Genomic DNA, 16,686 nt, shown 5'->3' on the forward strand with positions numbered 1-16,686 from the left:
AAAAAAACAAGGTGCTCGAAAGGAAATTTCCTTTCGAGCACCTTGTTTTCAGTTTCAAACTATTTACACCTCAGCTTCGATCTTAGCTGAATCATCTACATACGTTTTTGAATCTAGTTCTCCAATAATTCTACTTGTTAGAACACCAGATGTCATACTTCCACTAACGTTTAACGCTGTTCTTCCCATATCAATTAGAGGTTCAACTGATATTAATAGTCCAGCTAGCGCTACAGGAAGATCTAATGCTGAAAGAACGAGAATAGCCGCAAACGTCGCTCCTCCTCCGACTCCAGCAACTCCGAATGAACTAATGGCAACAACAAGAATTACTGTAGCAATAAATGTAGGTGTTAATGGGTCAATCCCTACTGTCGGTGCAATCATAATGGCAAGCATCGCTGGATATATCCCTGCGCAACCATTTTGTCCGATGGATAATCCAAATGACCCTGCAAAATTGGCAATACCATCAGGTACACCCAATTGTTTTTGCGTTTGAATGTTCAATGGTAAAGCTCCTGCGCTTGTTCGAGAAGTAAAGGCAAACGTTAAAACAGGAAATGCTTTTTTGATATACGTAATAGGATTTAATCCTGCAAGTACTAATAATAATAAGTGAATGAAAAACATAATAAGCAAAGCCGCATAAGAAGCTGCCACAAATTTACCTAATTTCAAAATCGAATCAATATCACTAGTTGCCACAGTCTTTGTCATGATAGCTAAAATACCGTATGGTGTTAATCGGAGTATTAATGTTACGACTCTCATTACTATGCTATACAATGTATCGATAATTTTTGCAAATAACTCTGCTTGTTCTGCTTGTTTTCGTCTTACCCCTAAATATGCTACTCCTATAAATGCAGCAAAAATAACAACCGATATTGTTGATGTAGGTCTAGCACCCGTGAAATCTAAGAATGGATTTGTTGGAATGAGATCTAGAATTTGTTGAGGCATCGTCTTTCCTTCAATACCAGTAAATGTTTCTTCAATTTCAGTACCACGAGCATTTTCAGCATCACCTTGATCAATTTGAACAGCCTCTAAATCAAATACGGCTGCAGAAGTAATTCCTACTGCGGCAGCAATAGCTGTTGTACCAATTAAAATACCAAGAATGAGAACACTTATTTTCCCTATATTACTAGTGAGTTTTAAGCGCGTAAAGGCTGATAAAATAGAAACAAATACAAGTGGCATAACAATCATTTGTAAAAATTTCACATATCCGCTTCCTACAATACTAAACCAGTCAACAGATTTCGCTAATGCTTCTGACTGCGGTTCGTACATCCATTGAAGTAGAAACCCAAAAAGAATTCCTAAACCCAATGCAGTAAATACTCTTTTAGTAAAAGAAATATGCTTTCTTTGCATAAAAATGAGTACAGCTATAAGTAATAACATAATTGCAATATTTAATATGACATAACCAATCATTTCTCTCTCCCCTTTGCTGTTCATGAAGTTTAATTCCGACAAAACTCATAAGAATAATTGTATACTCTACATATTACCATTAAACAGTTGTAAATAACAATAAAAAAATCATATTTAGGCATTTTCACCCAATTTACTTCAACAATTACCTTCATTCATGAAATTTTTTTAGATTCTTAATATCATATATTTATGCCACTTCCTCATCACTCAAAAATATAAAATGAAATTTCTACCTTTTTGTACTCTAAGAGTATGTTTTTTTCATAGAAATGGTATAATTCACACATTAAATCATTCTTCTTACAAGCAATCAATTTTATTAGTTTTAGGCACTGTTATACGCCACTGCTGTTGATTATTTATAAGGTTATAATCAGGCGAAAATCTGTAAGCCTCCTGACGGAGAAGCCATAAAGGCAAAGCACAACATGACGAGACTTGCAACTCACCCATGGTAAGCGAACAGCTTGGAGCTATTATCAACCATGAATTTTAACAGATACTATTTTTTTTAAAACTTTTTGTATTATATAATCGTCTTAATAGATTGATACATTAATAAAAGTGGAAGCCATAACATGTAAACAAGTAATGGGAAAAACCATATATTTTAAAAACTTCAAAGAAATAAGCAAAAGCTTACAAAACAAAAGAGGTCACTGTAATGTCTAATCTTACAAAAGAAAAAAATCGATATATACATAGTCTTGATGGATTAAGAGGAATTGCTGTACTTGCAGTAATTGCTTATCACATGGATTTCAATTGGGCATCTGGCGGTCTACTTGGTGTAACCATTTTTTTCGTCTTATCCGGATACCTAATAACAAACTTATTAATGATGGAATGGGATCAAACAAACACAATAAACCTAAAAGAGTTTTGGTTCAGACGAGCTAGAAGATTACTTCCAGCTATGTTTTCCATGCTTTTTATCATAACAGCCTGGGTCACTCTATTCGAACAATCTTTTTTGTCAAAGCTTCGTGAAGACTTTCTAGCTGCTGCTCTATATGTCAGTAATTGGTGGTATATCTTTCAAGACTTATCCTATTTCGAAGCAATGGGAACGCCATCCTTACTAACTCATTTTTGGTCTTTAGCCATCGAAGAACAATTTTACATAATATGGCCTATTTTTATTTTCGTAGCACTTCTCTTCAAAATGAAGAAGAAACATATAATGATTACAACGATTGTAATAGCCGTTATTTCCGCTCTTGCAATGGCCTTATTATATGATCCAAATGTCGATCCAAGTAGAGTTTACTACGGCACTGACACTAGAGTGTTTTCATTATTAAGTGGTGCCGCTCTTGCATTTTTTTGGCCTAGTCAAAAATTAGCTAAACAAGTTCCAACTCAATTACGAATAGTTTTGGATATTACCGGGGCTGCTGCACTTGTTATTATTTTTGTAATCATAGCTTTGACCAATCAATATGGCAGCTTTTTATACTACGGTGGCATGGTATTAGTGTCGATTCTTTCCGTTATACTGATTGCTACTTTAGTTCATCCAGCTAGCAAATTAAGCAAATTGATGAGCTTTAAACCCCTTTGTTGGATAGGGGCTCGCTCATACGGTATATACTTGTGGCATTATCCGATTATATTGTTAACATCGCCTAAAGTTGACATTGGAGAATTTAGTTTCACAAGATTCCTTTTTCAAATTGTATTAATTTTAGTTGTTTCGTCCCTTTCTTACACATATATTGAAAATCCTATTCGCAAAGGCGGGATAAAAAAATATATAGATCGTGTACGAAATAAAGAATGGAACACGAGTAATATAACAAATAAACAATGGATTGCCTTTGGATGTACAGTGCTCATTCTACTTACAGCTACCTTTGGGCTGACATTAAAATCCATCCATTCGCCAGAAACAGTGAAAGCTAAAGAAGAGCATTTAATAACGAATAACAGCAGCAAACAAGCAAATAGTTCTCCTAAAAAAGAGAACCCTACAATAAATAAAGAAGAACAGAACCAAACAGATAAAACCGAACCAAAAGAGGATCCTAAACAAAACGTCGATAAAAAAGTAAGCGTGGTTGGTGATTCAGTTATGATTGATTCCGCCCCCTACCTTAAACAGCATTTTCCAAACATTGTAATCGACGCAGAAATTGGGCGCCAAATGTATAAGGCCGCTCAAATTGTTGAAGGTTTTAAATCGAATAATAAATTAGGAGACTACTTAGTCATTGGTCTAGGTTCTAACGGAGCTTTTAATTCACAGCAACTTAAGTCTTTAGTTCAGTCAATAGATAGCAAAGTTAGAATCATTTTAATTACAACACGCGTTCCTAAGCCATGGGAAAGCACAGTAAATGAAGCATTAAAGACAATCGACCAAGAGTTTAAAAACGTGACTCTAATAGACTGGTACAAATACAGTGCTGGACATGCGGAATATTTTGAACCTGATGGCGTGCATTTAACAAAAATAGGCTCTGAATTTTATGCTTCTTTAATTGCATCTGAAATCAACAGAAATACGAATTAACTAAGAAAAAGTAATACCAAACATAAAATCAAACGATAAATAAGAGGGTGTCCAACAAAACGTAACTTTTGGGACACCCTCTTATAGTTCATCTACAAAAATAAAAAGTATCCTAATCATGGGACAAATTAATTTCCATGCTTGGGATACTTCCCAACTGTATAAATAGCGCTTATGATTCTTTTATTAATCCATTTGAGATTCTCAGGGGTATTCAATTGATCATACGCATTCTTTCTGGACTCTTCATCTGATACATAATGATTAGGTAAATTATTTAAACTTAAAACAATTACTTCCGTACGACATTTATCGCAATGACAAAATGTTTGATATTCTGGTCCAGTTAATAAAATAGTCACTAATGTAGCGACTATTTCTTCCATTACATTAACATAATTCCGCTCCATTCCACTCCCACTTCCCAGGCAAAAAAAGATATAGAACTTATATCCTAAACTGCGCAAATATTCTTATTTGAATTATATATAATTACCTATATTTTTTCGAGAGTCTTTGAGTACAAAGTTTTACAAATTAAAAGAAAATAATAAGTCTATTACCCTGATTATTATATCTTTCGAACTAAAAAACAAAAAAACAACCGCAAATCTCAAAAATTCCGCAACCATTCCAACTTAAGTTTATATATCTAACTGAGGTATCTGTATTTATAAAGACTGTCATGGCGACTTCATGAATTGTCAATATTCTTCCAAACTAATGATGTGGGTAAATGTAATTCGATGTGAATCATGCTTAAATTCCCATAAATATAGACACAATAGTAATGTAAGTGCAGACATACGGAGTGAAATAACTTGTACGAAAAAATCGTTATATTTTTTACAAAGATTCCTAAGATCATTAAACTAATCATCATTATACTTTTTTTAATTTACATATTCGGGTCAATCATGACTTTCATTGAACCAGATAGGTTCCCAACACTATTGGATGGCATATGGTGGGCTATAGTAACAACATCAACTGTTGGATATGGTGACTTTACGCCTGTCACTGTATTAGGGAAACTAATCGGAATACTATTAATTTTCATCGGAGCAGGATTTGTAACAAATTATTTTGCATCACTTGCAGCAACAGCTGTTTATACAGAGGAGAAGCTTATGAGGGGTTCTAGTGCATTTACAGGAAAAAACCATTATATTATTGTTGGATGGAATGAACGATCCAAAAACATTATTCGCTCATTGCATCAATTAGACTATAAAATCCCAATTGTACTTATTGATTACTCTATAAAAAAACATCCAGATTCCAATCTGAGTTATCATTATATACATGGAAAAGCAACAGAGGATACAACTTTATACAATGCCAATATTCAATATGCAAAAAAAATACTAATAACAGCAGACTTTAAGCAACATGAATACCAAGCAGATATGTCATCCATATTGACGCTGATTGCCAGCAAAGGTTTAAATCCATCTATTTATGCATGTATAGAAATATTAACAGCCAATCAATTAGAAAATGCCAAACGAGCTGGCGCTGATCAAATCATTCAAACAAATGTATTTGCTGGTGAAAAAATGGTAGATGTTCTTATAAAAGAATAAGAATTTTTGTCATTTTCTCAGTTTAATTTAACCGCTCTATACACAATACCCTTTAAATAATTCAACATTTGCAGAAAATGACTACTTCGAATAGATTAGCTAAAAAATTCAATTTACTTTTCTTAGTCTACTGTTCTTACTTCCTATAAAAAAGGAAGATGCCTAATACTACAGCATCTTCCCACTTGATATCATACATTTTTGGATTTATCGCAAGTAGAACGAAAGAGGAAATAGAGCTTGTCCTAATCCATTCATTACGCTAATCAATTATTACTTTGATCTTTACTAATATTTATTAGTGTTTTTTATGACCATGTTTCTTTCTTCTTTTATGCTTCTTTTTACATTTACAACCAAAGCTTGAGCTTGATGATGAACTAGATGATGAGCTTGAGCTTGATGATGAACTTGAGCTTGAGCTTGAGCTACTAGATTCACATTTCACTCTTTTCTTTTTCCATTCGTGATGACATTTTTTAACCTTACAATAACATTTTTTTGTTGACATATTATCTACCCCTTTATTTGAATTTAATATATTAAATGCAAAAGAAAGGTAAAGTGCTTGTGTTACTATCTATTTTTCAAACTATTATTTTTTTTACTAGTTTATAAAAAACAAATTGTGTTCTGCAATCTCTATAATCAATATACATAGCGATACCCCAAACACCTTCCCTATTCACTAAATACTTTCGTCTGATTCATCTGAGAAATCACTAAAGTTATTCAAAGAATTACTATTTCTTGAAAAACCACTAGATGATTGATCTAAAAACACATTGGATTGTCTAGGATGGCGATCTCTATCAATTTGAGTTACAACTAGAGCCGCGTTTAAAACATCTAATTCTGTCGGACATGGTCCTGTTCCACTTGTAAAATTAGCAGTAACCTTTAATTGTACAATATCACCAGCACGTAAAGTGAGTTGAACTGGTCTAGCGCCTTGTAATATTTCATTAGTTAGAAGATCTGGAAGTACCAGGACACTATTATTAATTAAATTATTATTTACAAATACAGCAACTCTTATATTTGTTATAGATGCAGTTCGAGAGAGTACACCAGTAACTGCGATAGCAAATTCAACATTGTAATCTCCCGTTCTCAAAATTTTGATGAAATTACCATTAACATTAGGAATAGCACGATTAAAAGGACCAGCAGTTGTAAAATCAATTGCTGTTGTTATTAATGAACTACCCGTAGTAAGATCAATTATTTGAGGTGGTGTATCCGCAGGTCGATATAACGACGCATGCGCCAGCTGCTGTTTACGAGGTTTACAATGCATTTTCTTATGACTGCTGCTTGAGCTTGAACTACTACTTGAGCAGCTGCTTGAGCTTGAACTACTAGATTCACGTTTCTTTTTCCAATGACAGCGACATGGTTTAGATTTACAGCGACATTTTTTAGATCCCATATTTTCATCTCCTTTTCAATAAGATAATATAGTTAATGCAAATGTTTAATGAATTGCTTGTACAATTATCTATTTTTTTAGAAAAACAAACGCTGTAACCTATTTCCGCATATTCATTAGCTAGACTTAACTCCCAAATAGAATTCATCGCTTTTCAAATTCTATTAAATATTTCTTCCAATAAACCTTTCACAAATCACCACTTTCTTTCATATGATAGAACAAAGAATATTACTAGATATATAAAGAAAAGAACCCCTACCATTAAGGAAGGGTTCAGTTGAATTGTATAGTTCAACCTGATTAAGGCATAGAATATCCAGAATCATAACCATAATGATGTTTTGCATCAATTTGTTTAATAGTCAAAGCTGCGTTAAAGTAACAAGCTTTAGTTGAATCATAGCCGTGGTACGGTTCAATATATACATCATGGAATTGTGCCGTTAATATGTCACCATACTTCAAGTAGCGATGCGTAGTAATAGAATAAGTTTGATCAAATTTAAAATCATCGTTATCTTGATTTACCACATTATAATTAAGTGTTGTTTTCTTATCTTTATCACCAGTTACACAAACACTTACTTTAGCGCTGAATACTCCATTTTTCCAATAATGTTTTGCTTCTGCCTCTCCTGCAATTCGAAGAGTATGGGTAATTTCATATACTCCTGGATTTAAGATAGTAATTGCATGATCATCAATTGAAGGTCTAGTTCCCCAAGACGGTCCCTTAGTTGTATATTTAACCTTTCCAAACCCATCATGGATATGAACCCCTGGACATCCATCTGGAATATACAAAGACCCATAAGCTAAATTATATTTTTCTTTATGCTTTTTTTCTTTTTTCGGTTCTTTTTTGGGTTCTTTTTTGGAACTGCTGCTGCTACTGCTGCTACTGCTACTGCTGCTACTACTGCTGCTACTACTGCTGCTACTACTGCTGCTACTACTGCTGCTTTCATAGCTACTCTCATAGCTGCTACTCTCATAGCTACTGCTCTCATAGCTGCTGCTCTCATAACTGCTGCTTCCTTTACTTTCGAAACCGCTACTGCTACTGCTACTGCTGCTATTCTCATAATGAACACTACTGCTAGTCGAGCCAACACTTTCCCATTTTTTATTATGATGACACTGACAAGGTTCAGAATTACAATAACAATTTTTAAAAGACATATTATCTTCTCCTTTTCTTAGGTTTAATATATAAAATGAAAATAGGGAAAAAATCGCTTGTACAAACACCTATATTACAAAAAAAGGCAATTCACCCATTTTTAAAAAGTCTGTATCACATTTTTTACATAAAAAAAAGTCACACATTTTTGTGTGACTTCCTTTAAATTTAATTATTTCAAACGTTTTTCAAGCTCTGCTTTTTTCTCTTCAAAGCCTGGTTTTCCAAGTAAAGCAAACATATTTACTTTATATGCTTCAACTCCTGGTTGATCAAAAGGATTAACTCCTAAGATGTATCCACTTACTGCACACGCTTTTTCAAAGAAGTATACAAGATATCCGAATGTGTATGCATCCATAGCTGGAATCTCAACTAATAAGTTCGGTACACCTCCATCAGTATGTGCAAGTAAGGTACCTTCAAACGCTTTGGTGTTTACAAAATCAACTGTTTTACCAGCTAAATAATTTAAACCATCGCTATCGTTATTTGCTTCTTCAATTGTTATTTCATGTCGAGCATTTTTCACTTTAATAATTGTTTCAAATAAGTCACGACGACCTTCTTGAACATATTGCCCTAGTGAATGCAGGTCTGTTGAAAAGTTTGCAGAAGCTGGGAAGATTCCTTTTTGATCCTTCCCTTCACTTTCACCAAATAACTGTTTCCACCACTCATTAAAATATTGCAAGCCCGGTTCATAGTTAATGAGCATTTCAATTGTTTTACCCTTACTATATAAAACATTTCGAACTGCAGCATATTGGTAAGCAAGATTTTCTTCAAGCTCTTCTTTAGCAAAATCAACTTGCGCTTGTGCAGCTCCATTCATCATTTCTTCAATGTTTGCCCCACTTACTGCAATTGGAAGTAATCCAACTGCTGTTAAAACAGAGAAGCGTCCACCAACATCGTCTGGAATAACAAATGTTTCGTATCCTTCTTCATCCGCAACTGTTTTTAAAGCACCGCGAGCTTTGTCAGTTGTAGCATAAATACGTGCACGAGCTTCTTCTTTTCCGTATTTATCTTCTAATAATTTACGGAAAATACGGAAAGCAATCGCAGGTTCAGTCGTTGTTCCTGATTTCGAAATAACATTGATTGAAAAATCTTTATCTTGAAGTAAATCCATAAGATCCTTCATATACGTACTACTAATATTGTTTCCTACAAATACAATTTGAGGTGTCTTACGTTGCTCTTTTGTCAAAGCATTATAAAAGCTGTGCTGTAACATTTCAATAGCTGCTCTAGCTCCTAAGTACGAGCCACCAATCCCTATTACTAACAAAATATCAGTATCATTTTGAATCTTTTTTGCTGCTTTTTGGATACGACTGAATTCTTCTTTATCATAAGCTGTCGGTAAGTTAATCCAACCCAAAAAGTCATTTCCTGCTCCAGTGCCTTCATGCAACGCATGATGAGCAGCTTTAACTGCATTTTTTAAATATGTAATTTCATGTTCACCAAAAAATGGTAGAGCTGTAGAATAATCAAAACGAATATGTGCCATTACTGTTCCTCCATAATAATTAGTACATTTTACACTTTAGCGAATGAAGAGCATATAATCAAGAAATCGTTTCACTTAAAATATGCCAATATTTTCACAAAGTAACATAAATCGTAATTAGGAAATACTTTTCCCTTACATTTTCTCCATTTTTGACAAAATCACTCATATTTTTTTATTACATGTATATAATTTTATTTTCTACTTATCATATTACTTAAATCGCGATTTAAATAATCAAAACACTAATTACCATTATAGGAGGTCCTATTATGAGCGGAATCCAACGTACTGCACTTGTTCTTACAATTATCGGCGCTATCAACTGGGGGCTAATCGGCTTCTTCCAATTTGATCTTGTTGCTACTATTTTCGGTGGTCAAGGTAGCCTAATTTCCAGAATCATATATGGGTTAGTAGGAATTGCTGGCCTCATTAATCTAGGTTTGCTCTTTAAGCCTAATGAAGCCCGTATAGCAGATCCTGAAACAAGACCAGCTCGTTAGAAAAGTGGAAGCGTCTTAGTAGCCCGAACAACATAAGTCAAGAAGGTCGCTCTATGAACCTACTTATTTCCTTAGCTTAAGACACTAGGAATAGTGCTACTTTCTTATCATAAAAAAAGCGAGAGTTCCTTTTAGATAAGGAGCTCTCGCTTTACCTACTATTTATACCCAGCCACGGAATCTTGAAGCTTCAGCCATCTTACGTGCTCCAACCATATACGCAGCTAAACGCATATTAATGTTTCGATTATGAGCTACTTGATAGACATTATTAAAAGCTTGAACTAGTACTTTTTCTAGCTTTTCATTGACTTCTTCCTCTGACCAATAATATCCTTGATTGTTTTGAACCCACTCAAAGTAAGATACTGTTACTCCACCAGAACTAGCTAAAACATCAGGAACAAGCAAAATACCACGATCTGTTAAAATTTTAGTCGCTTCTAAAGTTGTTGGTCCGTTAGCTGCTTCAACAACAATTTTCGCCTTAATATTATCTGCATTACTTGCAGTAATTTGATTTGAAATGGCAGCTGGAACAAGAATATCACACTCTTTTTCCAATAGTTCTAAATTGGTTATTGTATTCTCAAACAATGTCGTTACTGTTCCAAAACTATCTCGACGATCGAGTAAATAATCAATATCTAATCCTTTCGGATCATATAATCCACCGTAAGCATCGGAAATACCTACTACAATAGCTCCTGCATCGTGCATAAACTTAGCTAGAAAACTACCAGCATTACCGAATCCTTGTACAATTACTTTTGCACCTTTTACTGAAATTCCTTTTCTTTTAGCAGCTTCTTCTATACATATCGTTACACCTTGAGCCGTTGCCTTTTCACGACCTTGTGATCCTCCTAGCACTAAAGGTTTACCAGTGATAAACCCTGGGGAATCATTTTCACGTAAACGACTATATTCATCCATCATCCAAGCCATAATTTGAGAGTTCGTATATACATCTGGAGCAGGAATATCTTTTGTTGGACCAACTATTTGACTAATAGCTCGTACATAAGCTCGACTTAAACGTTCAAGCTCACCCATAGACATATTACGAGGGTCACAAATAATACCACCTTTTCCCCCACCATAAGGTAAATCGACAATGCCACATTTTAAGCTCATCCACATGGAAAGAGCTTTTACCTCTTCTTCATTAACCTCTGGATGAAAGCGTACCCCACCTTTTGTAGGCCCGATTGCATCATTGTGCTGTGCACGATATCCCGTAAACACTTTTACACTGCCATCATCCATTTTTACAGGCATACGTACTGTTAGCATTCTTAAAGGTTCTTTTAATAACTCATAAACCTCATCTGAAAAACCTAATTTACTTAACGCTTCTCGAATGACAACCTGTGTTGAAGTAAGTAAACTTAAAGATTCAGTTTGTGTCGGCTTTTGATCTGCCTTACCCGTTGCTCCCATTTGTTCAATCAATCTCCTTTAATACACTTATACTTTGGATTTTTTTAACTCACACTAATCTTAACTAACCTAAACCTCTGTCTTCTTCAGCAAATCTCAAGTTTAATGAAGGATCATTCGATATAAATAGATAATAAATAATTAAAATTAAAGCGTTTTCATAAATGAACTATTTTAAAAATGAGAAATACTACCACTAAGATAACATATAAGATAAAAAAAGAAAGTGATATGCTTATAAAAAAGTAATCTAAGTTAATTATGCTTCAAGATGTTCCTTTTCCGTCGTGAGACTCCTTAGTAGCAATGAGTGTTGGTACTCTCACCTATCCAGCTACTCTTACAGAGTCTCGCACATTACACTCCATTCCCCTTTTTATGACGATTTCACACCACATTTATAAAACAACGTGAGTTATGACAAGTTACGCGATTTCAACGTTTTTTACTTCGTACTACCTAATTCAAATATTTTATATTTCTTGTATAACAAAAAACATCATCCTCAATTAGAAGATGATGTAAATAAAAAATATTTATTATTTTTTAATTAAGTCTTGGCGTTCAGAAGCTTCAATCCACTCTTGAAGTTTATCTTTTAACGTATTAAATCCTTCTTCAGGTGCAGCAGTTGTAACAACAGCCGCATGACGTTTCTTTGGCGCAGCTTGTTTTGGACGCTCTTGTTGAGCTGGTGCTTCTTGAGTAGCACGGATTGATAAGCTAATTTTACCAGAAGCTTCGTCAACTGATAATACTTTAACTTGAACTTCATCTCCTACTTTAAGATGATCATTAACATCTTTTACATAACCATGAGTTACTTCAGAAATGTGAACTAAACCTTGTGTATTTTCATCAAGCGCAACAAACGCACCATAAGGTTGAATCCCTTTAACTGTACCTGTTAGAACTGAACCTACTTCGTATTTTCCAGACATATAAACACTCCTATTTTTACATTGTTATTTTTCGTCAATTTTACACAATTATATATTATAACATATTATATTGATTTCCACAAAAGGATCAACATTTTTTAAAAAGTCACTGTTACTTTTTATTTGAACTCACTTTCCCTTAAGCTCTTAATTCTGTAGTACCATACGTCACATCCTTCTTCGCTTCACATCTGTATTATGTAACGTAAATTCGAAAATGAAATCCCACCTTTTGAGATAAATGGACAAAGCAATCACTTTCCTTATTAGATGTTTCCTATTTCAACGAATAATAATCATTAACACGAAAAGTTCAATTTTCCAATAAAAAACCAATTTTTTCATTGATATAATAAGAGTAAAGGGATGTAAAGGAGGATGTTTTGTATGTCTACAATCGGGCAAAATATTCAAGCTTACCGTAATGAAAAAAGTATGAGCGTTGAGGAATTAGCTATTAGAATCAGATGTGGTACAAAAACATTAGAAGATTACGAAAAAGGGATTAACATCCCCAACAATCAAACTCTATTAATGATTTCTACAGTGTTAGATGTACCAGCCTCAGAATTATTAGAACATCACATTAGATAAAATTGTTTCCAATAAAAAATGCAAGAGGGTGTCCAAAAGAAAAAAGTGATAGACACTCTCTTACATTCTATAGGAGGTTTTATCCTCTTTCTCATTTTCCAAAAAGCAGAACAAGCGATGCACAAGACAAAGCGCGTAACATTGCTTTTTAACTATAAAAACGAAGAAAAACATAGGGCCACTGAAAAGTGATAAAAAATCACTTTTCAGCAACCCCTTCTTTAGCTTTTAAAGAATTCCATTATTCTAGTTCGATTTGTTTGGTTTCTTCTCCAAGGAATAATACCGCAACTGCACCAATTAATATCGCGATACAGAATATTAAAAATATTGAACTTGTGGAAACATTATAACCAACTAAAGATCCAATAAGTAATGGTCCAAAAACGCCTCCCAATCGACCTGCACTTGCTGCCATTCCAGAGCCAGCTCCTCGCATTATAGCTGGATATTGCTCTGGTGTATAAGCATACATAGCTCCCCATGCACCTAAATTAAAGAAAGAAAGCATTGCACCTGCTATGAGTAATAATGATAACGATTCAGCACTTCCAAACAAGTATGCACTTCCAGCTGTACCTAATAAGTAAACAACAAGCACAAATTTCCTTCCTACTCTTTCGATTAACCAAGCTACAGAAAAATATCCTGGTAATTGCGCTAAGGTCATCAATAAGACATATTCAAAGCTTTTAATTAAACTGTATCCTTTCATTACCATTACATTTGGTAACCATAGGAACATCCCATAATAGGAAAAAACAACACAAAACCATAATATCCAAAGCATCACCGTTTTCTTTCGATAAGGTTCTGACCATACTTCTGTAATTTGTTGAAATACATTCTTTTTAAGTTTTCTCTGAACCTTTTCGAACTGAGGAGAATCAGGTAGCTTAAAGCGAAGATACAAAGCATAAAAAGCTGGAATAGCACAAAGTATTAAGGCCCATTCCCATCCAAATTTCGGAATAATAAAATAAGATATTAGAGCGGCTACAATCCATCCACCTGCCCAAAAGCTTTCAAGTAGTACAACTACTCTTCCTCTTTCTTTAGCAGATACAGATTCGGATACTAACGTCGAAGCAACAGGAAGCTCACCTCCTAAGCCCATTCCAATTAAAAATCTTAAACAAATAAATCCAAGTAACGTACTAGTAAAGGCAGACAATCCACTGCCTACTGAAAAAAATAACAACGTAATGATAAAGACCTTTTTACGGCCAATACGATCGGCCATTAACCCAAAGACGAAAGCACCTACCATCATACCAATAGAATTTATACTACCAATGAAACCAACTTGTTCTGTTGATAGTCCCCAGTCTACTGCAAGTGCTGCTAAAACGAACGATAGGATTCCAACATCCATAGCATCAAACAACCAGCCTAAACCAGCAATTCCAAGTAGCTTTCGTTGTGATACCTCACTTTTATTCATGAGAAAGTTCTCCTTTTTTTAGTATAAAACTAACTGAATCGGAAATACTTAATCTTGAAGGCTTTTAACTAATCCTTCAAGATTAGTTATGAAAACAAAACGTCAATATTGAAATGCTCCCCCAAACATTTCAATACTGCTTTGTTTTCAAGTATTCCCCCCTTTTTACGGACAAAACTGAGTTTTGTCCGTTTTTTTATTTGCTCGCTATCTTCTAGATAGTATATCCCTATCATTTTTTTATTTTTTCAACAATTCATCCGTGGAGATATCCTCCACGGATGAATAATTATCTTATTTAGATTCATTTAATTTATCAATAAATCTTCCAATTCTTTTAATTGCTTCTTGAAGTTGCTCAATGGACGATGCATAAGAAGCACGAACATGTCCTTCTCCACTCTCACCAAATACACTACCTGGGACAACCGCTACTTTTTCTTGAAGTAACAATTGTTCAGCAAATTCTTCTGATGTTAAGCCTGTACTTTTAATTGATGGGAAAGCATAAAATGCTCCTCCTGGTACATGACAATCTAATCCTAATTCATTAAATGACTTAACAATATAATTTCTTCTTGCACGATAGCTAGAGACCATATCTTCAACATCTTGCATTCCATTTTTCAACGCTTCAAGTGCCGCATATTGAGCCATAGAAGAAGCACACATCATTGCATATTGATGAATTTTGAGCATAGCTTCTGATATTTCACGTGGAGCACATACAAATCCAAGTCTCCATCCAGTCATAGCAAAAGCTTTTGAAAAGCCATTAATGACTATTGTTCTTTCCTGCATTCCATCAATAGAGGCAAAGCTTGTAAACGGTTCATCATATGATAATTCTGCATAAATTTCATCTGTCAGAACTAGTAAATCATGCTTTTTAATCACATCTGCAAGTGCTTGAAGATCATCTTCTAATAATTGTGTACCTGTTGGATTATTTGGCGTACAAATCAAAACGGCTTTTGTTTTTTCCGTAATAACAGAAGATAACTCTTCTGCTGTTAATTTAAATCCATTTTCTTTCTTAGTAGAGATCGTAACCGGTACCCCACCTGTTAATGCAACTAACGGTGCATAGGCTACAAAGCATGGTTCTACTACGATAATTTCATCGCCTGGATCAATAATAGCTCTTAAAGCAATGTCCAGTGCCTGACTAGCACCAACTGTCACAATAATCTCATTGTTTGGATTATAGTTCAGATGAAAAGATTTATACATATACTTCGCTATTTCTTGTCTTAATTCTAAAAGTCCCGCATTGGCAGTGTATGAAGTATATCCTCTTTCTAAAGATGATATAGCCGCTTCTCGCACAGACCATGAAGTAACAAAGTCTGGTTCCCCTACACCAAGCGAAATTACACCTTCCATCGTTGCCGCAAGGTCAAAAAACTTACGGATTCCTGATGGTTTCATTTCTTGTACTGTTTTTGATAAATAATTTGTTTTAATCATGGAGAAACCACTATCCTCTTATCATCATCACCCTGTTCAAAAACGATGCCATCATGTTTATACTTTTTCAGAATAAAATGGGTTGTCGTAGACAGAACAGAATCTAATGTCGAAAGTTTTTGTGAAACAAAGCTTGCTACTTCGTTCATTGATTTGCCTTCAATAATGACGGATAGGTCATATACACCAGACATTAAATAAACAGATTGTACTTCTTTAAAACGATAAATTCTTTTAGCTACTTCATCAAAGCCTACTCCTCTTTTTGGAGCTACCTTAACATCGATCATAGCTGTAACACCTTGATGCTCGTCCACTTTTGCCCAATCAATGATTGTCATGTATCGCACAATAACTTTCATTTCTTCAAGTTTAGATAAAGTTACTTCTAGTTCTTCTAGCGTTACGTCAACCATCTTCGCTAGGTCGTTTTTATCAATACGGCCATTGTTCTCAATCAACTTTAAAATTTCTAATTCTATTGTATTAAGATGCATAAACATCCTCCTAAGAAATAATTAAACATTCCTAATTATAGCAAGCTTTAAATCATATGATAAAGGCTTTTTTCATAGAAAAAAACCTTTTTGCCTAT

Annotated in this window: 16 protein-coding genes; 4 read left to right on the plus strand and 12 right to left on the minus strand. The window is 34.3% G+C overall.

All coding sequences use genetic code 11. The features are described 5' to 3' along the window. Nucleotides 1-63: 63 nt before the first annotated feature. A complete protein-coding gene (locus BN349_RS18050) occupies nucleotides 64-1,449 on the minus strand; it encodes an L-cystine transporter (RefSeq protein ID WP_019243740.1) in 1,386 nt (461 codons plus the stop codon). A 667-nt stretch (nucleotides 1,450-2,116) separates the two neighbouring features. Here BN349_RS18050 and BN349_RS18055 point away from each other — a divergent pair. Continuing rightward, nucleotides 2,117-3,967, plus strand: coding sequence for an acyltransferase family protein (locus tag BN349_RS18055; protein WP_019243741.1), 1,851 nt, complete (start codon nucleotides 2,117-2,119; stop codon nucleotides 3,965-3,967). 128 nt (nucleotides 3,968-4,095) lie between these two features. On the opposite strand, the gene BN349_RS18060 is transcribed toward BN349_RS18055, so the two are convergent. Further along, nucleotides 4,096-4,377 carry a late competence development ComFB family protein gene (locus tag BN349_RS18060; RefSeq protein ID WP_019243742.1) on the minus strand — a complete coding sequence of 94 codons (282 nt, stop codon included), beginning with the start codon at nucleotides 4,375-4,377 and terminating at the stop codon, nucleotides 4,096-4,098. A 411-nt stretch (nucleotides 4,378-4,788) separates the two neighbouring features. On the opposite strand from BN349_RS18060, the gene BN349_RS24300 reads away from it, so the two are divergent. Beyond that, a complete protein-coding gene (locus tag BN349_RS24300; protein WP_019243743.1) occupies nucleotides 4,789-5,553 on the plus strand; it encodes a potassium channel family protein in 765 nt (254 codons plus the stop codon). A gap of 288 nt (nucleotides 5,554-5,841) precedes the next feature. Here BN349_RS24300 and BN349_RS25980 read toward each other — a convergent pair whose 3' ends face one another. The 5 genes from BN349_RS25980 to BN349_RS18090 form a co-directional block, all read right to left on the minus strand. After that, nucleotides 5,842-5,994, minus strand: a complete 153-nt coding sequence (locus BN349_RS25980) for a hypothetical protein (protein WP_019243744.1) — start codon at nucleotides 5,992-5,994, stop codon at nucleotides 5,842-5,844. Nucleotides 5,995-6,241: 247 nt separating this feature from the next. Further along, entirely contained in the window at nucleotides 6,242-6,985 is a 744-nt protein-coding gene (locus BN349_RS18075) for a hypothetical protein (protein WP_019243745.1), read from the minus strand. 303 nt (nucleotides 6,986-7,288) lie between these two features. Next, complete coding sequence (locus tag BN349_RS26160) at nucleotides 7,289-7,792, minus strand: hypothetical protein (protein ID WP_019243746.1); 504 nt, start codon at nucleotides 7,790-7,792, stop codon at nucleotides 7,289-7,291. A gap of 11 nt (nucleotides 7,793-7,803) precedes the next feature. Continuing rightward, nucleotides 7,804-8,100: a hypothetical protein gene (locus tag BN349_RS18085; RefSeq protein WP_019243747.1), complete on the minus strand. Its 297-nt coding sequence runs from the start codon at nucleotides 8,098-8,100 to the stop codon at nucleotides 7,804-7,806. Between the two features lie 243 nt (nucleotides 8,101-8,343). Next, complete coding sequence (locus tag BN349_RS18090) at nucleotides 8,344-9,693, minus strand: glucose-6-phosphate isomerase (RefSeq protein ID WP_019243748.1); 1,350 nt, start codon at nucleotides 9,691-9,693, stop codon at nucleotides 8,344-8,346. Nucleotides 9,694-9,965: 272 nt separating this feature from the next. Between BN349_RS18090 and BN349_RS18095 the strand changes: the two genes are divergently transcribed. Beyond that, nucleotides 9,966-10,199 carry a DUF378 domain-containing protein gene (locus tag BN349_RS18095; RefSeq protein WP_019243749.1) on the plus strand — a complete coding sequence of 78 codons (234 nt, stop codon included), beginning with the start codon at nucleotides 9,966-9,968 and terminating at the stop codon, nucleotides 10,197-10,199. 162 nt (nucleotides 10,200-10,361) lie between these two features. On the opposite strand, the gene BN349_RS18100 is transcribed toward BN349_RS18095, so the two are convergent. Both BN349_RS18100 and yugI read right to left on the minus strand, forming a co-directional pair. After that, nucleotides 10,362-11,642 carry a Glu/Leu/Phe/Val family dehydrogenase gene (locus BN349_RS18100; RefSeq protein WP_019243750.1) on the minus strand — a complete coding sequence of 427 codons (1,281 nt, stop codon included), beginning with the start codon at nucleotides 11,640-11,642 and terminating at the stop codon, nucleotides 10,362-10,364. Between the two features lie 539 nt (nucleotides 11,643-12,181). After that, the gene (gene yugI / locus BN349_RS18105) at nucleotides 12,182-12,583 is read right to left on the minus strand and encodes a S1 domain-containing post-transcriptional regulator GSP13 (protein WP_019243751.1); all 402 of its coding nucleotides are present in this window, start codon (nucleotides 12,581-12,583) and stop codon (nucleotides 12,182-12,184) included. A 387-nt stretch (nucleotides 12,584-12,970) separates the two neighbouring features. Between yugI and BN349_RS18110 the strand changes: the two genes are divergently transcribed. Further along, entirely contained in the window at nucleotides 12,971-13,177 is a 207-nt protein-coding gene (locus tag BN349_RS18110) for a helix-turn-helix domain-containing protein (RefSeq protein ID WP_019243752.1), read from the plus strand. Between the two features lie 241 nt (nucleotides 13,178-13,418). Here BN349_RS18110 and BN349_RS18115 read toward each other — a convergent pair whose 3' ends face one another. The 3 genes from BN349_RS18115 to BN349_RS18125 all read right to left on the minus strand — a co-directional run bounded on the left by BN349_RS18115 (nucleotide 13,419) and on the right by BN349_RS18125 (nucleotide 16,588). Continuing rightward, entirely contained in the window at nucleotides 13,419-14,621 is a 1,203-nt protein-coding gene (locus BN349_RS18115; protein WP_019243753.1) for an MFS transporter, read from the minus strand. A 294-nt stretch (nucleotides 14,622-14,915) separates the two neighbouring features. Beyond that, entirely contained in the window at nucleotides 14,916-16,091 is a 1,176-nt protein-coding gene (locus BN349_RS18120; protein ID WP_019243754.1) for an aminotransferase, read from the minus strand. Beyond that, nucleotides 16,088-16,588, minus strand: coding sequence for an Lrp/AsnC family transcriptional regulator (locus tag BN349_RS18125; protein ID WP_019243755.1), 501 nt, complete (start codon nucleotides 16,586-16,588; stop codon nucleotides 16,088-16,090). Before BN349_RS18125 ends, BN349_RS18120 begins: the two co-directional genes overlap by 4 nt. Nucleotides 16,589-16,686: the final 98 nt, after the last annotated feature.

Source organism: Bacillus sp. AP8 (genome assembly GCF_000321185.1).
Lineage (GTDB): Bacteria > Bacillota > Bacilli > Bacillales > DSM-1321 > Bacillus_AD > Bacillus_AD massilioanorexius.